Origin of the sequence: Pseudoalteromonas sp. KAN5 (assembly GCF_022846535.1) — a bacterium.
Classification (GTDB): domain Bacteria; phylum Pseudomonadota; class Gammaproteobacteria; order Enterobacterales; family Alteromonadaceae; genus Pseudoalteromonas; species Pseudoalteromonas haloplanktis.
The window spans coordinates 2865384-2891699 of sequence record NZ_AP025589.1; the positions used below are offsets into that span (position 1 = coordinate 2865384).

General features: G+C 42.0%; 22 protein-coding genes, 1 tRNA gene and 1 pseudogene. 6 read left to right on the top strand and 18 right to left on the bottom strand.

Features of this window, described 5'->3' with window-relative positions; all coding sequences use genetic code 11:
• Nucleotides 1–24: 24 nt before the first annotated feature.
• A tRNA-Ala gene (locus tag KAN5_RS12720) sits at nucleotides 25–100 on the top strand.
• A 372-nt stretch (nucleotides 101–472) separates the two neighbouring features.
• Here the strand turns inward: KAN5_RS12720 and KAN5_RS12725 are convergent.
• Together KAN5_RS12725 and proB are read right to left on the bottom strand one after the other, a co-directional pair.
• A complete protein-coding gene (locus tag KAN5_RS12725; protein ID WP_016709136.1) occupies nucleotides 473–1720 on the bottom strand; it encodes a glutamate-5-semialdehyde dehydrogenase in 1248 nt (415 codons plus the stop codon).
• Nucleotides 1717–2823, bottom strand: coding sequence for a glutamate 5-kinase (proB, locus tag KAN5_RS12730; RefSeq protein WP_016709135.1), 1107 nt, complete (start codon nucleotides 2821–2823; stop codon nucleotides 1717–1719). The genes KAN5_RS12725 and proB overlap by 4 nt, the downstream gene beginning before the upstream one ends.
• A gap of 915 nt (nucleotides 2824–3738) precedes the next feature.
• On the opposite strand from proB, the gene KAN5_RS12735 reads away from it, so the two are divergent.
• The gene (locus KAN5_RS12735; RefSeq protein WP_138555426.1) at nucleotides 3739–5610 is read left to right on the top strand and encodes a sodium:proton antiporter; all 1872 of its coding nucleotides are present in this window, start codon (nucleotides 3739–3741) and stop codon (nucleotides 5608–5610) included.
• Between the two features lie 88 nt (nucleotides 5611–5698).
• On the opposite strand, the gene KAN5_RS12740 is transcribed toward KAN5_RS12735, so the two are convergent.
• From KAN5_RS12740 to cutA, 15 genes and pseudogenes are all read right to left on the bottom strand, one after another.
• Nucleotides 5699–6322, bottom strand: a complete 624-nt coding sequence (locus tag KAN5_RS12740) for an SEL1-like repeat protein (RefSeq protein WP_016709133.1) — start codon at nucleotides 6320–6322, stop codon at nucleotides 5699–5701.
• Nucleotides 6323–6467: 145 nt separating this feature from the next.
• Nucleotides 6468–7781 carry an adenylosuccinate synthase gene (locus KAN5_RS12745; protein WP_016709132.1) on the bottom strand — a complete coding sequence of 438 codons (1314 nt, stop codon included), beginning with the start codon at nucleotides 7779–7781 and terminating at the stop codon, nucleotides 6468–6470.
• Nucleotides 7782–7997: 216 nt separating this feature from the next.
• Complete coding sequence (hflC, locus tag KAN5_RS12750) at nucleotides 7998–8876, bottom strand: protease modulator HflC (protein WP_016709131.1); 879 nt, start codon at nucleotides 8874–8876, stop codon at nucleotides 7998–8000.
• A gap of 5 nt (nucleotides 8877–8881) precedes the next feature.
• The gene (hflK, locus tag KAN5_RS12755) at nucleotides 8882–10048 is read right to left on the bottom strand and encodes an FtsH protease activity modulator HflK (RefSeq protein WP_016709130.1); all 1167 of its coding nucleotides are present in this window, start codon (nucleotides 10046–10048) and stop codon (nucleotides 8882–8884) included.
• Between the two features lie 106 nt (nucleotides 10049–10154).
• Nucleotides 10155–11438 carry a ribosome rescue GTPase HflX gene (gene hflX / locus KAN5_RS12760; protein ID WP_016709129.1) on the bottom strand — a complete coding sequence of 428 codons (1284 nt, stop codon included), beginning with the start codon at nucleotides 11436–11438 and terminating at the stop codon, nucleotides 10155–10157.
• Nucleotides 11439–11454: 16 nt separating this feature from the next.
• Entirely contained in the window at nucleotides 11455–11718 is a 264-nt protein-coding gene (gene hfq, locus KAN5_RS12765; RefSeq protein ID WP_016709128.1) for an RNA chaperone Hfq, read from the bottom strand.
• Between the two features lie 79 nt (nucleotides 11719–11797).
• Nucleotides 11798–12688 (bottom strand): tRNA (adenosine(37)-N6)-dimethylallyltransferase MiaA, encoded by an 891-nt coding sequence (gene miaA / locus KAN5_RS12770; protein WP_050901589.1) that lies wholly within the window; start codon nucleotides 12686–12688, stop codon nucleotides 11798–11800.
• 37 nt (nucleotides 12689–12725) lie between these two features.
• Nucleotides 12726–14561 (bottom strand): DNA mismatch repair endonuclease MutL, encoded by a 1836-nt coding sequence (gene mutL, locus KAN5_RS12775; RefSeq protein ID WP_244389852.1) that lies wholly within the window; start codon nucleotides 14559–14561, stop codon nucleotides 12726–12728.
• 16 nt (nucleotides 14562–14577) lie between these two features.
• Nucleotides 14578–15921: an N-acetylmuramoyl-L-alanine amidase gene (locus KAN5_RS12780; RefSeq protein WP_244389853.1), complete on the bottom strand. Its 1344-nt coding sequence runs from the start codon at nucleotides 15919–15921 to the stop codon at nucleotides 14578–14580.
• A 34-nt stretch (nucleotides 15922–15955) separates the two neighbouring features.
• Entirely contained in the window at nucleotides 15956–16423 is a 468-nt protein-coding gene (gene tsaE / locus KAN5_RS12785; RefSeq protein WP_029216173.1) for a tRNA (adenosine(37)-N6)-threonylcarbamoyltransferase complex ATPase subunit type 1 TsaE, read from the bottom strand.
• Between the two features lie 128 nt (nucleotides 16424–16551).
• Nucleotides 16552–17892, bottom strand: a complete 1341-nt coding sequence (gene accC, locus KAN5_RS12790) for an acetyl-CoA carboxylase biotin carboxylase subunit (protein WP_016709124.1) — start codon at nucleotides 17890–17892, stop codon at nucleotides 16552–16554.
• A 27-nt stretch (nucleotides 17893–17919) separates the two neighbouring features.
• Entirely contained in the window at nucleotides 17920–18387 is a 468-nt protein-coding gene (accB, locus tag KAN5_RS12795; protein WP_016709123.1) for an acetyl-CoA carboxylase biotin carboxyl carrier protein, read from the bottom strand.
• Nucleotides 18388–18420: 33 nt separating this feature from the next.
• Nucleotides 18421–18873: a type II 3-dehydroquinate dehydratase gene (gene aroQ, locus KAN5_RS12800; RefSeq protein ID WP_138555424.1), complete on the bottom strand. Its 453-nt coding sequence runs from the start codon at nucleotides 18871–18873 to the stop codon at nucleotides 18421–18423.
• Between the two features lie 227 nt (nucleotides 18874–19100).
• Nucleotides 19101–20944 (bottom strand): annotated as a pseudogene (locus tag KAN5_RS12805) (protein-disulfide reductase DsbD).
• The gene (gene cutA, locus KAN5_RS12810) at nucleotides 20944–21264 is read right to left on the bottom strand and encodes a divalent-cation tolerance protein CutA (protein ID WP_016709120.1); all 321 of its coding nucleotides are present in this window, start codon (nucleotides 21262–21264) and stop codon (nucleotides 20944–20946) included. Before cutA ends, KAN5_RS12805 begins: the two are co-directional and overlap by 1 nt.
• A 162-nt stretch (nucleotides 21265–21426) precedes the next feature.
• Here cutA and KAN5_RS12815 point away from each other — a divergent pair, with 162 nt between their 5' ends.
• The 4 genes from KAN5_RS12815 to rnk all read left to right on the top strand — a co-directional run bounded on the left by KAN5_RS12815 (nucleotide 21427) and on the right by rnk (nucleotide 24628).
• On the top strand, nucleotides 21427–21903 hold the full coding sequence (locus KAN5_RS12815; RefSeq protein ID WP_244389854.1) for an FxsA family protein: 477 nt from the start codon (nucleotides 21427–21429) through the stop codon (nucleotides 21901–21903).
• Nucleotides 21904–22055: 152 nt separating this feature from the next.
• On the top strand, nucleotides 22056–22343 hold the full coding sequence (locus tag KAN5_RS12820) for a co-chaperone GroES (RefSeq protein WP_016709118.1): 288 nt from the start codon (nucleotides 22056–22058) through the stop codon (nucleotides 22341–22343).
• A 47-nt stretch (nucleotides 22344–22390) separates the two neighbouring features.
• Nucleotides 22391–24037, top strand: coding sequence for a chaperonin GroEL (gene groL, locus KAN5_RS12825; protein ID WP_016709117.1), 1647 nt, complete (start codon nucleotides 22391–22393; stop codon nucleotides 24035–24037).
• A gap of 177 nt (nucleotides 24038–24214) precedes the next feature.
• A complete protein-coding gene (gene rnk, locus KAN5_RS12830) occupies nucleotides 24215–24628 on the top strand; it encodes a nucleoside diphosphate kinase regulator (protein ID WP_016709116.1) in 414 nt (137 codons plus the stop codon).
• A gap of 90 nt (nucleotides 24629–24718) precedes the next feature.
• On the opposite strand, the gene KAN5_RS12835 is transcribed toward rnk, so the two are convergent.
• Nucleotides 24719–26200 carry an NAD(P)H-hydrate dehydratase gene (locus KAN5_RS12835; RefSeq protein ID WP_244389856.1) on the bottom strand — a complete coding sequence of 494 codons (1482 nt, stop codon included), beginning with the start codon at nucleotides 26198–26200 and terminating at the stop codon, nucleotides 24719–24721.
• Nucleotides 26201–26316: the final 116 nt, after the last annotated feature.

Here is a 26316-nt window from a genome sequence, read left to right on the forward strand (position 1 = left end):
CGAAATTCGTAACTTTAGGAATGTGGGGCTATAGCTCAGCTGGGAGAGCGCCTGCCTTGCACGCAGGAGGTCAGCAGTTCGATCCTGCTTAGCTCCACCACTTTCCTGAATTTTTATACAACATATCCTCTATTATCTACTCTGATAAAATAACTTTAATATTTATTAATATCTTTTTTATTTCCAGCTTGTTTTTTAGTTATACCAATCGACTTAAATATTTAACCATTCTAGCGGGCTAAATAAAGCGCTAACTGCGTTATAAATTTTTCATGTAGAACAACTACATGTCAAAATTTATGCCTTGTTATCACTCCATTTATCTGTCGCTATAAATGGTCAGTAACTTAACACGATTGGTATTACTTAAGTTAAAGCTTATGCACTTACAGCCAGATATAAAAAATCGGCTCTAACATACGCTAGAACCGACTAATTTTATAAGTCGTATATTTCAACGATTCACAGAGTATTATTCGCGTACTTGGCCTTCACCATTCACTAAGTATTTTTCTGTGGTAAGTGACTCTAAGCCCATTGGGCCGTAAGCGTGCAATTTTGACGTTGCGATACCAATCTCTGCACCTAAACCTAACTGTGAGCCATCTGAGAAGCGTGACGACGCATTTACCATTACTACTGAAGCATCAACACTGCGTTGGAATAACTCAGCGGCAGCTTGATTTTTAGTACAAATCACTTCGGTATGGTTTGAACCAAATTGTGCAATATGGTCAATGGCACCGGCAAAGTCTGGTACAACGCGAATTGCGATTTCTAAATCTAGGTATTCTTCACCAAATTGCTCTGCTGTAAGTACGGTTGCATTATCAAAATACTGTGCAGCTTGGCTGTCTGCATTAATTTTTACCCCTTCTTGGCGTAATACAACAGCACATAGATTTAAAAATTCATCAGCAATATCTTGATGAACCACTAAGCCCTCTAATGCATTACATACACCGGTGCGCTGGGTTTTACCATTCAGTAGTAAGTTAATAGCCACTTCAAGATCGGCATCTTTATCGACGTATAAATGGCACACACCTTTAAAGTGTTGGATCACAGGGATCGTGCTGTTCTCTGTCACAAAATTAATAAGGCCTTCACCACCGCGTGGAATGATTAAATCAATGCTGTCGCGCTGCTGCATAAGCTCCATTAATAAACCGCGATCTGGATCTGGGATAACTGAAATTAATGCTGTAGGTAAATTATGCTGCTCAAGTACGCTGTGCATTACGCTGGCTATTGCTTGCGAGCTTTTAAGTGCCTCTTTACCACCACGTAAAATTACACCATTACCTGACTTAAAGCACAACGCACCTGCGTCGGCAGTTACATTTGGACGCGCTTCATAAATCATACAAACAACACCCAGCGGTACGCGCATCTTACGAATTTTAATACCATTTGGACGCTCTGTAATATCACGTAATTGACCCACAGGATCATCAAGACTTACTATCACTTCGATGCCTTCCGCCATCGCTTCGATACGTTCATCATTGAGCGTCAAACGGTCAACCATTGATGCTGCTAAATTATTATCGCGCGCAGCAGCTAAATCACTTTCATTTTCTTTAATGATAAAGGCTTTTTGCGCACGCAGTGCCGCAGCCATTTCTAGTAGCACCTGATTTTTGGTCTCGGTATCGAGTAAGGCTAACTGATGTGCCGCTTTTGCTGCTTGACGTGAAATATCCGTAATTAAACTCATGACTTCTCCAATAATGCGATATCTTTTTCTGAAATAACGGGACCGATCGAATCTTGCATTTTGTCGCTAAATTCGCTTTGTTCGTTATCAGCTATAAAATTCAATAAACAACTACTGTAATTGGCGGTCGCTTTAGCTAATCGAGTACCATCATTGCTGCGAACTAAAATGGTATCACCAACCGCAAACTCACCATGTACAGCAACAATTTCATCACCTCGAATACAGCCTGTTTCACCCTCTAGAGATTCATCAAATGAACCTTCAACAACAACTTCACCTTGCTCATTTGCTGTATGTGTCATCCAGTGCACAGCTTCTTGCATTGGTTTTTCATACGGCAAGAAAATAGTTCCTGGGTTTTCGCCTTCCAGTAGTTGTGTAAATGTTTTCTCTTTAAAACCGTTAATAATGTACGTAGTAATTCCGTGTGAAGTGGCTTTTTCTGCCGCTTCAATTTTAGTTTTCATCCCACCGGTACCAACCGCGCTGGTAGCACATCCTGCCATAGCATAAATTGAATCATCAATTGATTTAATTTCAGGCAATAACACCGCATCATCATGTAAGTTCGGGTTTTTATCATAAAGCCCATCTACATCTGAAAAAATCATTAATGCATCAGCATCTGCGGCCGCTGCCACCATCGCCGATAAATTGTCGTTATCACCCACCTTTAAATCATCTGTGGTCACCGTATCATTTTCATTCATGATAGGCAGCACACCATGCTCAAGTAAGGTAAACACGGTTTCTCGAATACTTTGATAGCGCTCACGGTCGCGTAAATCACCATGAGTTAATAAAATTTGTGCCGATGGGAAGTCAAAAAAGCGGTCCCACATTGCCATCATTTCTGTTTGGCCTGCCGCTGCCATGGCTTTTTTCATTACCACAGTACGCTCTTGCTGAGCAGGAAATAAATGCGCGCCAGCAGCAACTGAGCCTGACGAAACTAAAATCACTTCAATTCCTTGACTACGACAACGAACAATAAACTGAGCGATGGTTAATAAATAACGCGAGCGGCAGCCATCTTGATCCGGTGCAATTAATGCGCTACCTACTTTTAATACGATACGTCGCCAATTTAACTTTTGCATAAATGTTCAACTTTCCATTTTAACTGTGTTTTACCCTTTAGTAGGGTAAGTATGAAAACAATCACCTAGCACTACACTAGATTACGAGTTAACAATGTGTACGTTCCATTTCACTCACTTTCATTCTGCACTTTTAAATACTCAGCCAAAAACATTCACTCAGTATGTTTACTAAGCAATAGGTATAGCATAACTTTAGCTCAATCATTAAGACTGAACAGTTATAAAGTAAATAAAAAAGTGTTGTTTATGCATCGCTGTAAAAAGCTGTGTGAGGCTTTTTTATTAACAACATACATAGAGCCTCTAGAGTCTGGTACACCAACAGATAGGGTGATGACTCAAGGACCGAGATTTGCTCACCACGATGGGTGTCAAATATTGAGCAAGTAACAGTTCAACTCAAACTAAATAAATCACCAAAAGGTAATTTTTGTTCAAATTAACTAACTACTAAAAGTGAGTAAAATTATACAAATTGTGTTCCAAACAATTAAAAGTTAATTTTTAAGCATATAAATATAGTAACCTCAATCTAAGCCATTGAAATAAATAGCGACTTAAAAATAACTATATGTATTCGCTTAGTTCTAAAAAATAACTAATTAGATAACTAATTGTTTGAACACTAACTATAATACGCTAATCTTAGGGGAGAGATCAAGGCTACATTTCGTCCGGTTGGCTTATTATTCATCCTAAAAAATTTAAAAATATATATTTTTCAATCGGTTATGGTAACTTTACTTCATTTTGATTATTTTAAACGCAGTTAATTTTCATTTCTTCCACAAATAACTTCATAAACAGCTAAAATTCTATTAGGAAAAAATAACATACACGTGTATACCCCTGTATCATTAGTCTCTAAAATGTTACTCCACACTGCAGTAATAAATAAGGAATGCATCATCTATGTCAGCTATTTATATCGCAGGGATCGCGCTATGCTCGGTTCTCGCTCAATGGGTAGCATGGGGTTTTCGTGTCCCAGCTATTTTATTTTTGTTGCTTACAGGCCTGCTACTAGGGCCTGCTACGGGTCTATTAGATCCCGATGCACTACTTGGTGATTTACTATTTCCAGTGGTCTCTCTCAGTGTTGCAGTGATCTTATTTGAAGGTTCATTAACACTGCACTTTCGTGAACTCAAAGGTATTGGCAAGGTAGTGAGGAACCTCTGCTCAATAGGGATGATTGCCACTTGTATCGTCATCAGCCTAAGTGCATATTGGATTTTAGAACTAAACTGGCGTGTTGCCGCAGTACTTGGTGCTGTTTTAGTTGTAACAGGGCCTACTGTAATAGCCCCGCTATTAAATTCAATGCGGCCGACTCAAGATATAGATCGAATTTTGCGCTGGGAAGGCATTGTTATCGACCCAATCGGTGCTTTATTTGCGGTATTAGTATTTGAAGCTGTCATGCTTGTTGGTCAAGGTGAAGTGTTTTTACACACTATTATCGCCTTATTCAAAACCTTAGGGGTGGGCTTGTCAATTGGTGTAGTTGCTGGCTGGTTAACAACTTTATTGATCCGCCGTGAATGGCTACCATTTGAATTACATAAGTTTGGCATCTTAGCGCTGGTATTGATCAGCTTTACAATTTCAAATCATTTAAGCCATGAATCTGGCTTACTTGCGGTTACAGTATTTGGTATTTGGCTAGCAAATCAAGATGATTTAGAAATTGATTCTGTTTTAGAGTTTAAAGAAGATCTGTCTATGATCTTAATTTCGACCTTATTTATCTTGCTTGCAGCACGTTTAGAGCTCTCGGATTTAATGATGCTTGATGCTGATGTGTTTATCTTTTTAGCAATAGTGCTGTTTGTTGCACGTCCACTGTGTATTGCTGTTTCAACCTTTGGCACAGAGCTGCCAATAAAGTCTCGTCTAGTGCTGTCATGGATAGCACCTCGGGGGATTGTTGCCGCTGCAGTAGGCTCGGTATTTGCGCTAAGTATGATGGAAGCAGGCGTCGCCGACGCAGAAAAAATAGTCCCGCTAATTTTTACTGTGATCATTATTACTGTGGTTTTGCAAAGTTTAACGGCTATTCCAATCGCTAAACTATTGGGTGTACGCCAACCTTCACCTAATACTATCTTAATAATAGGTGCTAACCATGTTGCTCGCGCCATTGCTTGTGGCTTAAAAGAGCAAAATATTCCAGTGCATTTATCTGATCCTGCTTGGGAAAACTGCAAAATGGCACGTATGGACGGCCTTGCTTGTTACTATGGCAACCCGCAGTCAGAGCATGCTGAGCGCTACCTACCATTAACCACTATTCGTAGTGTTATGGCGCTATCGCCTAATCGCCACCACAACGCATTAGGTGTGCAGTATTTTTCACATTTATTGAATGAGAAAAACGTGTTTTCACTGCGTTCTTCAACCTCACATGCTAAGGCAAATAAAGACAGCGCCACATTTTTATCTCGCCAAATACTATTTGGTGATAGTGGTTCATATGCTCGTTTAAGTAGCCTTATAGCAAAAGGCGGTAAAGTGAGTGCCACACGCATTTCAGAAGAGTTTAGTTGGGAGAAATATCAGGAAATGAATCCTGATGCGATCCCATTATTTATTATTAATGGGGATAAAGATAGCGATGAAGATTCACCGTTAAAGCTGCGTCCATTTACGATAAATATGGAGAAACCGCCACAACAAGGTGAGCGTATTATTGCAATGCAGCCACCGAAAATGTCGGTGTTAAAAGACCCCAACAATGGTAAAAACAAAGAGCCTAAACAATCTAAAGAAATAAAAGAGTAAACAAAAAGGGCTAGGTATTACACCTAGCCCTTTTACTTTCAACTCGCTAACTGTATCCTTTCTAACTCGCTAGCTATTCAATTCACACCTACATAGGTAAACGTGCGCGTGCCACTACGCTGTCTGGCATTTTTTGCGCCAGTTGAGCAAGTGATCGTTCAATCTTTTGGTGAGTTGCCTTGTCTGCCACCATGGCATGGAAGAGCCAACGATACGCATCTTCATAATCGCGTGGACTACCAAAGCCTTGATTAAACAAATTTACTAAGCGTAATTGTGCCTTCAAGTTACCTTGTGCTGCTGCTTCGCGCAGGTAAGTTATAGCCAGTGCTTTGTCTTTTTGCACTAAACGGCCAGTATCATAGTAACGACCAAGTTGCTCTAATGCAGCCGCTAAGCCTTGCTGAGCTGCCTGACGCATATAATACACACCCAATTCCACATTACGATCAACACACACCGCATACGCTAACATGTCGCCATATAGGAATTGATAAGAAGGCAATGCCATTTTATTGGCTCGTGCTTCGATATCTTGCACTAACTGGCAATCATCTGCCTTTACCCGCGCTAAATGGGCATTTTTATTGATCAGTGCTAACAGCTCTGTTTCTGTGTATAAAGGTACGGCAGTCAGCGGTTCCTCCGCTTTAGCGAAGCTTGCCAACAACATAGAGAGCGGCACTATTGATAAACAAGTTAACAAACGCATTTAGGTCACTTTAATTAAAACCATCTTGTTAAAGTTTATACAAAGATCGTTCCAGAATGAAATTTATCTAGGCTTATTTGTAATAAAGCTGAAAAACAGCCACAAAAAAAGCTGCTCTAGGCAGCTTTTTTAGTGCAATTGCTTATTACGCAAATGGGCTGCGTAGTACCATAGTTTCTACGCGATCAGGACCTGTAGAAATAATATCAACAGGTACACCTGTGATTTCTTCAATACGCTTGATGTAATCAAGTGCAGCTTGTGGTAACTGCTCAACAGAAGTAGCACCTACTGTATTTTCAGACCAACCTGGCATTTCTTCATACACTGGAGTTACTTTCTCGTAACCTTCAGCAGCAAGTGGCGTTACGTTAGTAACAGTACCGTCTTCTAACTGATAACCAGTACAGATTTTAAGCGTCTCTAAACCATCTAATACGTCAAGCTTCGTTAAACAGAAGCCTGTAATTGAGTTGATTTGCACTGCACGGCGCATTGCTACTGCATCTAACCAACCAGTACGACGCAAACGACCTGTTGTCGCACCAAATTCATGGCCAACAGTACCTAAGTGCTTACCTACTGGGTCTTGCTTTTCAAGGCCATCGTAAAGCTCTGTTGGGAAAGGACCAGAACCAACACGCGTTGTGTAAGCTTTGATAATACCCAGAACGTAATCAAGGTTTAATGGACCAAAACCTGCGCCTGTCGCAACACCACCGGCAGTGGTATTTGAAGAGGTTACGTATGGGTAAGTACCGTGATCGATATCAAGTAATGTACCTTGTGCACCTTCAAATAAGATGTTGTCGCCAGCAAGGCGAGTTTGATCAAGTAATTCTGTAACATCAACAACCATTGCTTTAAGAATATCTGCAACAGCCATTGCATCATCAAATGTTTGTTGAAAATCAACAGCGTCTACTTTGTAGTAGTTAACTAAAGTGAAGTTATGATATTCCAATACTTCTTTAAGCTTCGCTGCGAATAGCTCAGGATTAAATAAATCACCGATACGTAAACCACGACGAGCTACTTTATCTTCATACGCTGGACCAATACCACGACCTGTAGTACCAATCGCTTTGTTACCACGTGCTTTTTCACGGGCAACATCTAATGCGATGTGGAAAGGCAAGATTAACGGACATGCTTCGCTTATTAATAAACGCTCGCGTACTGGTACGCCACGTTCTTCTAGCATGCCAATCTCTTTCATTAGCGCTTCTGGTGATACAACAACACCATTACCAATCACACATTTAACATTGTCACGTAATACACCCGATGGAATAAGGTGTAAAACCGTCTTTTCACCGCCGATAACTAAAGTGTGACCTGCGTTATGGCCACCTTGGTAACGAACTACTAAAGATGCTTTGTCTGTAAGGAGGTCAACTACCTTACCCTTACCTTCGTCACCCCATTGGGTGCCTAATACAACAACGTTTTTACCCATTGTAAATTCACTTAGAAAAAATTAGGACGAGATTTTACCAGATAATGAGGGCAAAGATCACCCCGTTTAGGTTATTTTTTCTGCGAGCGCGTAGAGCATCACTCACAATAAAAATTAACTGGTTGAATAACATTAAGTTATTCACAATAATCCGTCTTACTAAAAGAAAAACCCTGCATACACAGGGTTTGGATTTGTGTTAGATATAAGAAGTGATTACTGCGCAGCAGCACCTTTCATATATCTAAAGAAGTCACTGTCTGGTGATAACACCATCACGTCTTGCTTATCTTTAAAGGTCTTTTTATAAGCCTCTAATGAACGTACAAAACTAAAGAATTCAGCGTCTTTATTGTATGCATCTGCATAAATAGCAGCTGCTTTTGCATCACCAGCACCACGAACAGCACGGGCATTACGCTCTGCATCAGCAAGCATAACCGTTACACGACGGTCAACTTCAGCGCGGATAGTTTCTGCTTTTTCATTACCTTCAGAACGGTGTTCATTTGCAACCGCTTTACGTTCAGCACGCATACGTTTGTAAATAGAATCACTAACCTCTGATGGTAAATTGATCTGCTTAACACGTACATCAAGTACTTCAATACCTAACTCTTGAGCACTTTCAGAGGCTTGGACTAACGCTTCTTCCATTAGCTCGCTACGCTCACCAGATACAATCTCACGGATGGTACGTGAACCAAAATTAGTACGAAGACCGTTGTTTACTTTTTGCTTAAGTAGCGCTTCAGCGTATTGCTTATCACCACGGGCACGTAAATAAAATGCGCTAAAATCACTTACCCGCCACTTCACGAACGAGTCAACGATTAAGTCTTTTTTCTCACTGGTTACAAAGCGATCCGGTGCGCCATCTAAAGTTTGAATACGCGCATCAATACGACGTACTTGGCTAAAGAAAGGTACTTTGAATTGTAAGCCAGGGTTGTAAACAATTGCTTCACCACTGTCGTCTTTTTGTACTTTACTAAAGAGCATAACAATTGCTTTTTGCCCTTCAGGTACTACAAACACTGACGAAAATGACAACACAACGGCCGCTAATAATAGAACTAAACTAAAGTTTTTCATTGCGCTTATCTCCCGTCGTTAAAGCGATCTGCGCCAAAGCGGTCTGAACTTGAGTTCACAGTGCTATTGCGCGATGTATTAACTTTATTGCGTAGGTCGTTGATATCACTTGAACTAGGTAGTGCAACACGAGTTGCTGTACCTTGTTTTTCCATCATTTTATCAAGTGGTAAATACATCATGTTATTACCGCCTTTAACATCGACTAACACTTTCGAGCTGCTACCGAGCACTTCTTGCATGGCATCAATGTATAAGCGCTCACGAGTTACCTTTTTAGCAGCTTGATATTCAGGTAGTAGCTTTTCAAAACGGGCTACCTCACCCTCTGCTTCTAAAATAACACGCTCACCATAACCTTCAGCTTCTTGCGTCATACGCGTTACTTGACCACGAGCACGCGGTTCAATCTCACGGGCATAAGCTTCCGCTTCACGAATGAAACGCTCTTCATCTTCTTGTGCTGCAATCGCATCATCAAACGCATCTTTAACTTCAGCCGGTGGACGTGAATCTTTAAAGTTAACGTCCGTGACTATTAAACCTAAATTATACGGTTCGATAATTTTATTTAGTTCGTCCCAGGTATTTTGACGTACAACTTCACGGCCATTCGTTAATACTTGGTCCATTTTAGAATGGCCAACAACATAGCGCAGTGCACTTTCTAATGCTTCTTTTAAACTAGAATCAGCATTAGTAACACTAAACTTGTACAATACAGGGTCAATAACTCGGTACTGCACCTGAAATTCAACACTAACCACATTTTCGTCTTCGGTTAGCATAAAGCCAGATGTCGATAATGAACGAACTGCTTCAATATCAACTGGAACGACTGTTTCAATAAATGTCATTTTCCAACGCAAACCTGGATCTGCGATACGGTCAAACTGACCAAAATGTAATACGATGCCACGCTCTGCTTCTTTAACGGTATAAATACCGCTTAATGCCCATACAATTGCAGCAATAATTAGCACAAATGAAAGACCAGCTCCACCGAGTCCACCGCCACTTTTGCCGGGTTTATTACCGCCAAATATGCCGCCAAACTTACCGCTGAACTTGCGAAACACCTCGTCTAAATCAGGTGGGCCTTGATCACGTCCGCCTTTTTTGTTCCACGGATCTTTGTCATTGCCATTATTACCCGGTTCATTCCAGGCCATAGCTATACTCCATTGTTATCTAAATAATTTAGGTAATTACGTTAAATCTAACAAAAATACCGCTGTTCTCATACTAAAAATGACATTGTGCGGTAGTTTTTTCGAATTACAAAATAAAAGCGTCGATTTCAGGACCAAACTCTTTTCTCAATCGGTTCCATTCTACCATAGGCATACGCGTAGCTAACAACCATTGACCCTGCTCATCAAAGTCTTCTTGATGTACTGCGTTTAAATTAAACAACGCAGCACGTAAACGGCCAAATTGTGGTGCTAATTTAAGCGTATGTACAAACATTTTCTTTGCTAACAACTCACTGATAGCCTGTGATAATAATTCACATCCTTCACCACTGTGAGCCGATAACCAAACTCTGATCGGGGTGCCTTCATCATCCCGATCAATGCGCGCTTGAATATCTTCAAGTGCATCAATTTTGTTGTATACCAGCAATTGTGGTACTTCATCCGCTTCAATTTCTTTAAGAACCGATTGTACCTGTTCTATATTCTCTTTGCGACGATGATCAGCAACATCAACCACATGTAGCTGTAAATCTGCTTCACGAGTCTCTGTCAGTGTTGCTTTAAAAGCAGCAACTAAATCATGGGGTAAATGACGAATAAAGCCTACAGTATCCGCTAAAATAATCGACCCTACATCTTCAATTTCAAGTTTACGTAAGGTTGGATCTAACGTCGCAAATAGCTGATCAGCAGCATAAACATTAGAGTCAGTTATACGGTTAAATAACGTCGATTTACCCGCATTGGTATAGCCTACCAATGACACCGTTGGGATTTCATTGCGGTTGCGAGCACGACGACCCTGCTCACGTTGCACGGCAACTTTTTCTAAGCGTGCACGAATGCTTTGAATACGCACTCGCAGTAAGCGTCTATCTGTTTCTAGCTGGGTTTCACCTGGGCCACGTAAACCAATACCACCTTTTTGGCGCTCAAGGTGTGTCCAGCCGCGGATCAAGCGAGTTGACATATGACGCAGTTGTGCAAGTTCAACCTGCAACTTACCCTCATGAGTACGTGCGCGTTGCGCAAAAATATCAAGAATAAGCGTCGTTCTATCAAGCACTCGGCATTGGCAAACGCGCTCTAAATTGCGTTCTTGTGACGGTCTGAGTTGATGATTAAAAATGACGACATCTGCGTTGTGGATTTTGACAATCTCAGCGATCTCTTCAGCCTTTCCGGTACCGACGAATAGTTTCGGATGTGGTGATTGACGGCTGCCTTGCACAACCGCCAAACTGCTAACACCAGCAGAAGATACCAACATCTCTAATTCATGAAGATCTTCACGATCCCCTTCTTTAGGAAAGTCGATATGAACTAAGACTGCCTGTTCGCCGGCTTCATAACGGTCAAACAAACATTATGCTCCTAATTTAAAAATTTCCAACTTCTGGCTCTTCACCGTCTTCGCTTCCTTGAATACCTTGGAAGTTAACAGCACGAGCAGGAACTACAGTCGAAATTGCATGTTTATACACCATTTGGTTCACGGTGTTTTCGAGTAAAATAACAAATTGGTCAAATGACTGGATCTTACCTTGTAGTTTGATGCCATTAACCAAAAAGATTGATACTGGAATACGCTCACGACGTAACGCATTCAAAAATGGGTCTTGTAACGATTGGCCTTTTGCCATGTTATTTTCCTTCGTTCTAGGTGTTATTATAATTAAGTGGCTGAACTCATTTAACAAAGCTAAAAAATTTCAACTACTACTAGCTTAGCGAACTTACAACACGTTGCAAGTTTTCTTCATCACCCGTTGTTAACCACGTTACATCGGGCCAACCTCTTAACCACGTCAATTGACGTTTAGCAAGCTGTCGTGTTGCTGCAATACCGCGAAACACCATTTCATCGTAATCAGTTTCGCCAGCAATGTAATCCCACATTTGTCTATAACCCACGCAACGAATAGAAGGTAAGTTTGGGTGTAAATCCTTACGTTGATATAGGGATGAAACTTCATTTTCAAACCCCTGCTCAAGCATTATTTTAAATCTTTGTGCTATACGTTCGTGTAAGTCGGCACGATCATCCGGTGCAATAGCAAATTGATGGAACGTATACGGTAAACTTGGCTGCTTACTTTTTTGCAGCTCAGTCATGGTTTTACCCGTTAAGCGGTAAACCTCCAACGCACGATTAATACGCTGAGAGTCATTTTCACTCATTTTTTCTGCCGCTTGTGGATCAATACCAAGCAGTTCTTTATAAAGTGCTGGCCAACCATGCAATTTAGCTTGCTGCTCGAGTTCAGCCCTAATGACTGGACAGGCTTCTGGCAGTGGCGATAATCCATCTATTAATGATTTAAAATACATCATTGTACCACCAACTAATACTGGCACTTTACCTTGTTGGTGAAATTGGTCAATCTTTTCAATCGCATCACGACGAAAATCAGCAACAGAGTAACTTTCACTGGGATCTATTAAGTCAATTAGGTGATGCGGCGCAAGTGCAAGCTCTTGTGCATCCGGCTTTGCCGTCCCTATGTCCATATCTTTGTACACTAAGGCTGAATCGACGCTGATTATTTCTGTTTTTAAATGCTGACATAAATCAATAGCTAACGCAGTTTTCCCCGCAGCTGTTGGGCCCATTAAAAAAATGACAGGTAAATTACTCAACTCAACGACCTTAATCTAATTGCACTAAGAAATGATTTAAATCTATTTTAACCGCTTTTGCAGCTAAGCGCTGAATTGTTTGTGGATTATTTTGCAAACGCACAACATCCTCTGCAAATGCTTGGCTCGCATAAAAGCGTTGCGGTATTTGCCCTCGTTGCCAGTGTAACCAATCCTCAATGCTCTCAAGCTCAGCTTGCGTTGCTTTTATTAAGGCATCTATCGCTTGGCTTACATCAAGCAAATATAAACTCTGCGGCAGCTTTTTCACCATCACAAATTGCTTTTCAATCAATAACTCAAAGCCCAGTAAAGTAAACCAAGATTGTTGCTGCGTTAAGCGCGCACTATCTTCTTTACTGATATTGACTCGCACAGGTAACAACAACGCTTTGCCTTCTAGGTGACCGTGCTCTGCTATCAACTCTAACCAATCATCCACTAATAGATATTTAAAGTGTGAACAGTACAACTGTTGTTGTTGCTTAAACACGCAGCCACCATCACTTTGTATTATTAATGACTGTGCTGTTTGCTGCTGATTAGATGTCGGCAACTCGATTGGGGTACTCGTTGGTTTGTCAAAATGACTAGCATGCTGCTCATTGACACCTTGATAAAATGCACTGACATCATGATGATTCGCTTGGTTTGTTCTACCGTTTGTTCCTGCATACCCACCACCTCGAGAGGAAGAAGACGATGCCCCACTGTGGCTATTTTCAAATGATTGCAGGTTTGACTTAGGGTAATCCAATAACTCATTCGCTGCCTGACTCACGTACTGTGATGGCGCGCTACGGTAAGGGCTTTCTAACACCCCGTGTTGCGAGCTTTGATGATCAACAAACTCTTCTTGTAATGGTACTACAACCTGCTTAATCGCTTGTAAGATAAAGTCATGCACTAAACGCCCTTGATGAAAACGCACTTCGTGCTTTGCAGGGTGCACGTTTACATCAACTTGTCGTGGGTCTATATCTATATAAATAACAAAGCCGGGGAGTTCTTCTTGCCCTGCAACTTCCTCAAATGCTTGACGAATAGCATGTAAAATCAACTTATCGCGCATCATGCGATTATTTACATAGGTATATTGTGTGGTATTTGCAGAGCCTACGGGCAACACCCAACCATGTAATTGTAAACCCGCCTCTCCTGACTCAATATACAAGCCTTGTTCAGCGAAGGCTTTGCCAGCCACTTGGGCTACCCGCGTAATCGCCTGTGCGGGATCCATTTTAGCCCGATACTGACGTACCACTTTGTCGTTATGAGTGAGCGTAATAGATACATCAAAACGGCTCAAAGCAATGCGCTTTATTAATTCATCTATATGGGTAAACTCGGTTTTTTCAGTGCGTAAAAACTTACGTCTGGCTGGAGTATTAAAAAATAAGTCTTTAACTTCAATAGTCGTACCATCAGGGTGCGCTGTAGGCTTTACTTGCACTACCATATCACGCCCCTCAGCAAACGCTTGCCACGCGGCCTCTTGCTCTTTGGTTTTAGAGCTCAGTGTTAACCGTGATACCGAGCTAATTGATGCCAATGCTTCACCACGAAAACCCAGTGAGCAAATATTCTCTAAGTCATCAAGCGACTTTAATTTGCTGGTTGCATGGCGAGAAAGCGCAAGCGTTAGCTCGTCTTTATTTATACCCGAACCATTATCACGAATACGAATAAGCTTATGGCCGCCTCGCTCAATATCTATTTGAATCCGTGTTGCGCCTGCATCTAAGCTATTTTCAACCAGTTCTTTGACAACCGATGCGGGTCTTTCAACAACTTCGCCCGCTGCAATCTGGTTAGCTAATCGCGCGGGTAATATTTCAATGCTCATAGAGATCCTAACGATTTTAGCTTTGTGGAATATCTAACTCTTGACCAATAAACAAGGTATTAGATTGTAGTTTGTTGACTTGCTTAAGCTTACTAACTGATACGCCATAACGACTGGCAAGCAAGCTTAAAGACTCGCCGGGACGCACTTTGTGCTTAGTCGGGTATTGCGACTTCAACGACGCAAACAGTGAGTCATCGGGTGGATTTTTTAAGTAATAGCTTTTGATTGAGGTAAATATTGCTTTTGCTAAGCGCTCTTGGTGGTTAGCACTTTTTAGTAATTGCTCTTCACGTGGATTCGATATAAACCCCGTTTCCACCAATATTGACGGAATATCTGGCGATTTTAACACTGCGAGGCTTGCGGCTTGCGGCTCTTTTTTATGTAATTTAGCCACTTTTTTAAGCTCTTGCACCATCCCCTCTGCTACGCTAAAGCCGGTTTTCATTGAATGATCCATCGACATATCTAACAGAGCTTGGGCTAGGTACTTTTCACTGGCGGTGTCTTTAATAACCCCAGCAGCACCGCCTAGTAGCTCTGAGTGTTTTTCTTTATCTTCAATCCATTTACCTATTTCTGAATTAGCCCGACGCAGCGATAGCACCCAAACAGAAGCGCCATTTGGTTGTGGGCTCGTAAATGCATCAGCATGAATTGAAACTAAGAAATCAGCTTTTTTCTGCCTTGCTCGGCTGGTACGGGTATTGAGTTTTACAAAGTAATCGCCACTACGCACCATCCGTGAAATCATCCCGCGCTCAGCATCAATCATGCGCTCTAAGCGTTTAGCAATTTGTAATGTAATATCTTTTTCGTAAGTACCTGACGGACCAATTGAACCGGGGTCTTCGCCACCATGTCCTGCATCAATGGCAATAACAATATCACGCTGCTGATTTAGCTCACGCTTTTTAACTGCAACATTGCTACTAGATACAGTGGGTTCTGCTTGATTTTTGTCATATAAGTCCACCACTAATCGATTTTTATAAGGCCCAGTTGGGGCTAAAGCAAATATAACGGGCTTTACTGGCCCTGTAAGCTCAAATACAAACCTGACAGCTTTGCTATTTTTTGCTTTGGAATAACGTAACTTACTAACAATTTGATGTTTATTTGGGATCGCTGGTAAATCTTTTATTTGATTTGTGTTTTCTAAGTCAACCACTAAACGCAGTGGGTTTTTCAGCATAAAGTAACTAAAGTCTGGCTTATCCGTTAAGTCGAACACTACACGAGTACTGTCTGGCGATGGCCAAACCCGTACACTATTGATAGTATTTTGTGCATAGAGGCTAGTGCTGATTGCTAACAGCAAAAACCCGCACATCCACTTTATGACTGCTCGACACATAGGTAACACTACACCCTTTATTATTTGTTGTTATTCAATATGAACTGATTTTTTCTACAATACTATCGCCACGCGGACTAATACTTTTAATTTCAATTTCTCGTGCCTCGCCGACATAACGCAACGTAATATCTAGATCTGGCGTTGGGATAAACTCACCGCCTTTCTCCGGCCACTCCACCACACAAATAGCTGTGGGAGAGAAGTAATCGCGGATCCCCATGTATTCCAGCTCTTCTGGGTCGCCTAAGCGATATAAATCAAAATGATAAACGTTGGCCGTTGCCAATTCATAAGGTTCCACAAGCGTATAAGTTGGACTCTTAACCTTACCTTGATGACCGAAGCCTTGGATCACACCACGTGTTAAAGTAGTTTTACCCGCCCCTAAATCACCATGTAAATAAATAACTGCACCTTGCTCCATTAATTCTGCAAGTTGATTGCCCATTTTAACCGTTGCAGCTTCATCTGCGAGTTGAAAACCAACAGTGTGCGCCATTCTTACCTCATGGATAGTATTAAAAACGATAACCTGTTAATCATACCAGATTATTTTTTTAAGGCGAGTCGGCGATCATCTGACACAAAAAAACCGGCAAAGTTTGCCGGTTTTTTTCATAATTAGGGTTACAGCCCTAATTTTCTTTCAAGATAGTGGATGTTAGTACCACCATTTTGGAAGTTTTCATCTGCTAAGATGCGCTTATGTAATGGCGTATTAGTTTTAATACCATCGATCACAAGCTCATTCAATGCGTTACGAGCACGAGCAATCGCGACATCACGGTTTTCACCATAAGTGATCAATTTACCAATCATTGAATCGTAATGTGGTGGTACTGTGTAGTCAGCATAAATATGGCTGTCCCAACGAATACCTAATCCACCGGCTGGGTGAAAACGGGTAATCTTACCCGGTGACGGGATAAACGTTTCAGGATCTTCAGCATTAATTCGACATTCAACGGCATGACCACGAATAACAACGTCATCTTGCGTGAATGACAATGGTTGACCAGCAGCAATTTTTAGCTGCTCTTTGATTAAATCAACACCAGTGACCATTTCAGTTACAGGGTGTTCAACCTGAATACGGGTGTTCATTTCAATGAAATAGAACTCACCATTTTCGTATAAGAACTCAAACGTACCCGCACCGCGATAACCAATTTCGATACATGCTCGCGTACAGCGCTCACCAATGAACTTACGTACTTCGGCAGTAATACCTGGTGCCGGCGCTTCTTCAACCACTTTTTGGTGACGGCGCTGCATTGAACAATCACGCTCGCCTAAGTGAACTGCATTACCTTGACCATCAGCTAATACTTGAACTTCGATATGGCGTGGGTTTTCAAGGAATTTCTCCATGTAAACCATGCTATTACCAAAGAACTGCTTCGCTTCTTGTTGAGTAAGTGCAATTGAATTAATTAACTCAGCTTCGCTACGAACTACACGCATACCGCGACCACCACCGCCACCAGCGGCTTTGATGATCACAGGATAACCAATGCGCTTAGCGATTTGCATATTGCGCTCTTTATCATCCGATACAGGGCCGTCTGAGCCCGGTACGCATGGAACACCCGCTTTACGCATAGCTTCGATTGCTGATACTTTGTCGCCCATTAAGCGAATGGTATCGCCACGAGGACCAATAAACACGAAACCACTTTGTTCAACTTGGTCAGCAAAATCAGCGTTTTCAGCAAGGAAACCATAACCTGGGTGAATAGCAACAGCATCCGTTACTTCAGCAGCCGCGATAATTCGCGGAATATCTAAATAACTTTCTGTTGCAGCAGGTTTACCGATACAAATTGTTTCATCTGCAAGCAATACATGCTTAAGATCGCGATCCGCCGTTGAATGCACAGCAACCGTTTTGATCCCAAGCTCTTTGCAGGCGCGCAAGATACGAAGTGCAATTTCACCTCGGTTTGCAATGACTACTTTATCTAACATAAGAGTTGGCCTTATTAGGTTACGCTATTATTCAATGATGAATAACGGTTGATCAAATTCTACTGGCTCGCCATTTTCAACTAAAATAGCTTTTACTGTGCCCGCTTTATCTGACTCAATTTGGTTCATCATTTTCATCGCTTCGATGATACACAGCGTGTCACCCACTTTAACTTGTGAGCCTACTTCAACATATGCCGGTGCTTCTGGAGAAGCAGCTGCATAGAAAGAACCAACCATAGGTGATAATACTTGATGACCCGTTGGGCCTGCAGCTGGCGCTGCTGCTTCAGAGGCTGCAACTGGAGCTGCAGGTGCTGGCGCCGCTGCTGGAGCTGGTGCATACTGAGGAGCATATTGTGGAGCGTAAGCAGGACCTGCACTCATGTTATTACGGTTAATACGTACTGATTCTTCACCTTCAGTGATTTCTAATTCAGCAATACCTGATTCTTCTACTAGTTCAATTAGTTTTTTGATCTTGCGAATATCCATGAACAACCCGCCTATTAGTTTGTTAGTTTAAAATTAAATTGCGTTTTGCAATCGATTTACCGCCGCTTCAAGTGCTGCGCGATAACCCATTGCACCTAATCCACATATCACGCCCTGCGCCACATCAGAAAAATATGAATGATGACGAAACGCTTCCCGTGCGTGCACATTAGTTAAATGCACTTCATAAAACGGGATATCAACCGCCAGTAATGCATCACGTAAAGCCACGCTTGTATGCGTAAATGCCGCTGGGTTGATAATAATGTAATCAATAGCCTGCCAAGCGCTGTGTATACGCTCAATTAAAGCTTGCTCACTATTACTTTGAAAATGCGTTAATTCCACATCTAGACCATCAGCAAGCTCTGTTAGTTCGCTCATAATCTCACTAAGTGTGTGTGAACCGTATTTTTCTGGTTCACGCTTACCTAGCATGTTTAAGTTAGGGCCATTTATAACTAAAAGTTTAAATTTTGCAGCCATAATACGCGATAATCCTATAAATAATGAGTTAAGCCATTTTGATTAGAAACCCCCTTAAAATGTAAGGGGAGAAAACTAAAATAGCAACTATTTCTCACGTTAACCACCTATTATAGTCAGTTCGATGTAAATAGCAGCAAAATACTGGTCTAATCACTAGAAGTGACCACACAAACAAAAACGCCACTCATGTAAAGTGGCGTTTAAAACAGCTGTGTAAAAAATGTTTATTTAGCGCTATTTTTTACATCAACTAAATGCTCAGCAAAGTCCTTCGCGTTTAAAAAGCCCGTCACACGCTGCGCGGCAAGCTCTTCACCTTTTGTATCAAAAAACAAAATGCTTGGTAAACCGAATACAGTAAACTCTTCCATTACTGCAATTGTCGTGTCGTCACTTTCGGTCAGATCTATTTTTAGCAGTTCAAAATTTGCAAACTCCCCCTGCACTTTAGTGTCAGGAAAGGTGTATATTTTTCGAATTCTTTACACGCAACACACCAATCTGCATACAAATCAACCATCACAAGGCGACCATCACTGCTTGCATCCTCTATTGCTTGTTGCAGCTCAGCTAAGTCAGCAACTAATTTAAAGCCATGTTCCTTTTGCTCGCTATTTGCGGTACTAGCAACTAGTGTTGTTGGCCATAGATAGTTTTTCGTTAAGTTAGCCCCAGTAATTACTAGTAACGTAGCGGCAAACCACAATGCTGTTTTTAGCTTGCCTTGGCTTTGGCTACTTTGCCAATGATGTAAATACAACGCAGTAGCCAGCGCCAATAAACCCGCCATCAATAATATGATGTCAAAATCAACAATACGTTCAAGTAATATAAGTGGTACAACTAGCATGATAAAACCGAATAGGGTTTTAACTTGCTCCATCCAACCACCTGCTTTTGGTAATAATTTACCGCCAGATGTACCAAGTAGTAACAAGGGTATGCCCATACCTAAACTCAATACATATAAAGTTAAGCCGCCGACGAGGTAATCACCACTTTGTGCGACAAATAATAATGCTGCGGATAACGGCGCAGTAGTGCAAGGTGACGCGATTAAGCCAGACAACACGCCCATCAAGAATACACCAATATAATTGCCGCCTTTTTGATTGTTACTCACTTGAGTTAATTTGTTCATCATGCTGCTTGGTAGTTTTATTTCATACCAACCAAACATCGACATAGCCAACAAAACAAATAACAAACTAAAGCTGATCAGTACATAAGGGTGTTGCAAGTAACCTTGCACTTGGCCACCCAAAGAAGCAACAACCAAACCTAATGCGGCATACGTGACTGCCATCCCTTGGATATATACAAACGATAGTGCAAAAGCCTTTTTAGTCGAGAGGTTTTGTTGACCTGCAATTAGGCTAGACAAAATAGGAAACATTGGAAATACGCACGGCGTAAAAGCAAGCCCTATCCCCACTAAAAAGAAAATAACTAAATTAGCAAGCAGGCCTTGTGAAGCCAGTTTTTCGGTAAAGTTTAACTCTTTTTCAGGCACGTTATTTAATGCAGTGTCATTCGTTACTAAAGCTGGCGACTCTGCATTAAGTGCCGCCAATGCATTACTTGCAGTTGCCGTGTCTGCTGCCTGTTCAGATGTCGCTAGTTCACCAGCAATCACACTTAATGGGATGGTGATGATTTCAGGCGGGTAGCAAAGGCCTGCCTCCGCACAACCTTGATAACGAACTTTAACTACACCACCGCTCGCTACATTACTCAGTTTACTGACTACACTTAAGGAGTCAAAAAACACCTCTGTTTTGCCAAAAAACTCGTCTTCAATAACCACCCCTTTACCAAGCTCAGGAACTGTAATATCAGCCCCTTTTTCAATGATCTCTAACTTCTTTTTGTAAAGGTAATAACCTGGAGCAATATCCCAACCAATAAAGAGGGTGCTACCTTGTTGGTCAAAATCAAATGTAAACGCTTGGTCAACGGGTAAAAAAGTTTGCTCAGCGGGCTGCAATAAATCGCTCAATAAGTTTTTATTAGCAGCTTGTGTAGGAAACAACAAAAACGCACACAGCAAGAAAAGAAAACAACGCATTAATTAAGTACCTCATCCATCCAATTAAAGTAGGCTAAATTGCCCGTGGCCACGTCAATGACCTGTATTTCCGGAACGTCGTAACTATGTAACTGTTTAATAGTTTGGAACACTTCATTCATTTTTTCAGATTTCGTTTTTATTATTAATTTACTTTCGGTTGCATAGCTTACGTCTCCTTGCCACATATAAACAGACTCTATATTAGGAAGAATGTTTACACAGGCTGCGAGTTTCATTTTAACTAGCTGCTCAGCCATCGAACGTGCTTCACTTACATCTGCACAAGTTGTAAAAATAACTCGAAAATGCGTCGTCATATTGAACCTTTAGTTGATTGCTCTGCCCAACCCCATAGTAGCTGATAGCCAAAGCAAAGTGTAGTTAGCCAGAGTGGCTTTCTCACTAAGCTTGAAAATAGACCGAGTCACCCATATTAATATTTCATCACGACTTTACGTGAGCACAATTTAGAGAGCCTTATGTTTAGATTTTTATTTTTGTTATTTATTCTCGTGCCGATTGTTGAAATCGCTCTATTGATCCAAGTGGCCGATGTGATCGGCGGCTTTGCCACTGTTGCTTTAGTGGTTATCACTGCAATATTAGGTGCCAAATTAGTAAGACAGCAAGGCATGGGGGCACTACAAAATGTGCAAACGCAAATGGCCCAAGGGCAAATGCCAGCCAAAGAATTATTTACTGGATTATGTGTGATCATCGCCGGTGTTTTATTATTAACCCCAGGTATTATGACCGACGTATTTGGCTTTTTATTATTAACTCCAGCCATTCGCAATAAATTAGCTGCCGGCCTTGCCAGCCAAGCAACTGTGCGTATGAGTGCCGGTATGCAACACGGGCCATCCTCTTTTAGTCAACACAGTTATTCAGAATCAGAACCTCGTAAAATGAGTGAGCCAACCACCATTGACGGTGAGTATGAGAGAAAAGATTAAAAAATTTTACTTTTTTTCTCTTGGGTTTTTCTGCAACACCCCCATTACTGAGTACAACTAATCCTAGGCTATTAAACAAAACGATTTAATAGCTTTGGTACACACAAAACTTTTTTCTGTCCTGTTCAGAAACTGTTAGGAGAACTAAACAAATGAACATTCGTCCTTTACATGATCGCGTAATCGTTAAGCGTCTAGAAGAAGAAACCAAGTCTGCTGGCGGTATTGTATTAACTGGCTCTGCTGCTGAGAAATCAACACGCGGAGAAGTTGTCGCTGTTGGTAATGGCCGTACTCTAGATAACGGTGATGTGAGAGCATTAGAAGTTAAAGTCGGTGACACTGTGTTATTCGGCTCATATGTTGAAAAAGCTGAAAAGATCGAAGGTCAAGAGTACCTGATCATGCGTGAAGACAACATTTTAGGCATTGTAGGCTAAACCTACTTTTCGTTTAACAAACATTTAAGAATTTAGAGGAAACAATCATGGCAGCAAAAGAAGTACTTTTTGCAGGTGACGCACGCGCTAAAATGCTAGCTGGCGTAAACATCTTAGCAAATGCAGTTCGCGTAACGTTAGGTCCTAAAGGTCGTAACGTAGTATTAGACAAATCATTTGGCGCTCCAGTGATCACTAAAGATGGTGTATCTGTAGCAAAAGAAATCGAACTTGAAGACAAGTTTGAAAACATGGGCGCGCAAATGGTAAAAGAAGTTGCATCTAAAGCAAATGATGCAGCGGGTGACGGTACAACTACTGCCACAGTTTTAGCACAATCTATCGTTAACGAAGGCTTAAAAGCGGTTGCGGCGGGCATGAACCCAATGGACCTTAAGCGCGGTATCGATAAAGCAATCATCGCAGCAGTTGCTGAACTTAAAGAACTTTCTGTTCCATGTGCTGATGCAAAAGCAATCGCACAAGTAGGTACTATTTCAGCTAACTCTGACAAAGAAATTGGCGACATCATTGCAGAAGCAATGGAAAAAGTAGGCCGTAACAGCGGTGTGATCACTGTTGAAGAAGGTCAATCACTTGAGAACGAACTTGATGTTGTAGAAGGCATGCAGTTTGACCGTGGTTACCTATCGCCATATTTCATCAACAACGCAGAAAAAGGCGCTGTTGAATTAGACAACCCATTCATTCTACTTGTAGACAAGAAAGTATCTAACATTCGTGAGTTACTACCTACATTAGAAGCCGTTGCTAAAGCAAGCAAGCCACTATTGATCATCGCTGAAGACCTTGAAGGCGAAGCACTGGCAACACTAGTTGTTAACAACATGCGCGGTATCGTTAAAGTATCAGCAGTTAAAGCGCCTGGTTTTGGCGACCGTCGTAAAGCAATGCTACAAGATATCGCAGTATTAACTGGTGGTACGGTTATCTCTGAAGAAATTGGCCTTGAACTTGAAAAAGCAACGGTAGAAGACTTAGGTACTGCTAAACGCGTTGTGATCACTAAAGATGATACAACGATCATCGACGGTGCTGGCGAAGAAGACGGCATTAATGGTCGTGTTGCACAAATCAAAGCACAAATCGAAGAAGCAACGTCTGACTACGATAAAGAGAAACTACAAGAGCGCATGGCGAAACTTGCCGGCGGTGTTGCAGTGATCAAAGTAGGTGCTGCTACTGAAATCGAAATGAAAGAGAAAAAAGACCGCGTTGAAGATGCATTACATGCAACTCGCGCAGCGGTTGAAGAAGGCGTAGTACCGGGTGGTGGTGTTGCACTAGTACGTGCTGCTAGCAAGCTAGCTGCATTAACTGGCGACAACGAAGACCAAAGCCACGGTATTAAAGTAGCACTACGTGCGATGGAAGCACCACTTCGTCAAATCGTCACTAACGCAGGTGACGAAGCGTCTGTTGTTATTAACGCAGTTAAAGGCGGCACAGGTAACTACGGTTACAACGCAGCAACTGGCGAATACAACGACATGATTGAAATGGGTATCCTAGATCCAACTAAAGTAACGCGCTCTGCACTACAGTTTGCAGGCTCGATTGCAGGTCTTATGATCACCACAGAAGCCATGGTAGCTGAAATCCCAAAAGATGAAGCTGGCGCTCCTGATATGGGTGGCATGGGCGGTATGGGTGGCATGGGCGGCATGATGTGATCACCCCCCAAACCATCTAGCTCAAATAAAAACCCAGCTTAGGCTGGGTTTTTAGCTTTAAGGGCAACGATAAAGTAATAAATAAAATAACCTCTGTATATGTCGTGTTTACAAGCTGTAAGGCACTTCACAACTTAGGGGTAATTTTATTTATCAGACACAATTAAGGACATTACAATGAATAAAAGGCCTGAACTGATCATCTCATCACTTGATGCAGATAGATTGTATGATTTAATGGAATCATTGCCAGCAGGCAGCTTCGCTGGTGAAAAAGAGCTTGAAGCTGAACTTGGTCGCGCGACCATTGTCGAGCCAAAAGATATGCCTTCGACAGTGGTAACTATGAATTCAACTGTGAACTTTATCGTTGAATCAAGCCAAGAAGAGTTTACTAAGACCTTAGTGTATCCAAAAAATGCGGATGCCAATGCTGATAAGATATCAATTTTAGCCCCTGTTGGCAGCGCCTTACTTGGCCTATCTCAAGGTGATGAAATTGAATGGCCCAAGCCTGGCGGCGGGGTTATAACAGTAAAAATAAAAGAAGTAACCTATCAACCAGAGCGAGTTGGTGAGTTACACCGCTAATACCAGTTAGCAGTATTGAAAACCCAGTGAAAGCTGGGTAAAGCTTTCAGTTTTTAGCTGTCAGCTATCAGAAACTGACGGCTGACGGCTTTAGTTTACCAACTCTCTGACTATCGCAAACAGGTCGCTTGGTAGCAAACCTCGTTCGCCGTCGCGCTGTGCGGCTACGTCTCCAGCTTTTGCATGCAAGGTCACACCAAAACACGCAGCGTGCTCAGTTGTTAACCCTTGTGCGATAAGGCCAGCAATAATCCCAGTGAGTACATCACCGCTGCCGCCTACGGCTAACGCGGGGTTGCCATCAGTGCATACCCACGTTTTAATGCCATCAGCGATAATGCTGCCCGTCCCTTTGAGTACACAGGTCGTTGAATATGTTTCTGTCAACTTGTGTGCACTCTGGTAACGGTCTGACTCTATATCACTAATGGTGCAACCAAGTAGCCGTGCAGCTTCGCCTGAGTGCGGTGTGAATACCGTGTTTTTCAATGCAATAGGCGCGGATTGCTGAGCAATAAGGTTTAACGCATCGGCGTCGACAACCATTGCTTTATTGTGAGCAACACAGTGCTCAATAACCGTTCCAAAGGTGGATTGAGACCATGTATCTTGGCCGAGCCCTGGGCCAATCGCTATACACGTTGCCCAGTCTAATGCTGCGTCAAGATCGATTGTCGTCACCATCAGCTCAGGGCGGCCAATACTCACAGCAAGGACTGACTCAGGATGAGTGTATACTTTTACCATACCTGCCCCACTGCGCAGCGCGGCCTCACTTGTTAAGCGTATAGCCCCTGCCGTACCTTTATTGCCACCTACGCACAGTAATTTACCATGGCTGCCTTTATGGCTATTGTTATTTCTTTTCCCCAAGCCTTGCGATGTTTGATAACTTATCAACTTTGCAGTTGGCGTTGCCAATTGTGTAAATGCATCTGAAATAGATAAATCGTCAAACTCTCCAATACCTGCGCAGGCACGCCCCGCGCCCGTAACAAGCCCTTGCTTAATACCAACAAAAGTGACTGTAACATCAGCCTCAATTGCCACTCCCAGTACAGCTCCTGTGTCTGCGTTAATACCTGACGGCAAATCAATTGCTACAATTGGCGCAGCGCTGTTATTAGCTGCTTCAATCAGCTCAACAAAAGGAGCACGTACATCACTGTTTATTCCTGTGCCTAACAAGCCATCAATAATGACATCCGCGTTATCTATAATTTGCTGATGAAATGCCGTTATGTCACCACCAGCTGCTAACCATGCTTTTTGCGCTGTAAGCGCATCACCTGTTAATGGTTTATCTGGTACGGCCGCAATTACTGTTACTTGTTTTGCGGCCTGTTTAGCGAGGCTTGCAACGATATAGCCGTCACCTGCATTATTACCCACCCCAACCAACACCACATAATTTTGAGCTTGCGGAAAATGCTTAATTGTCTGATCAAACACCGCTTTACCAGCTCGCTCCATCAGCGTATACATAGCTACGCCAGATTGCGCTGCGGCGGCGGGCTCGTGAGTTCGCACTTGCTCGGCACAAAACACTCGTTGAGATAAATTAGCTGACATATTGATCCTTTAGGTGGGCTTTTAACCAGCATATAAGTGGTGAGAATAGCAGTCAAATAATTACCAAAACCCAAGCTTTTTGCATAATTCTTATGGTACACGACCTAATACAGCCT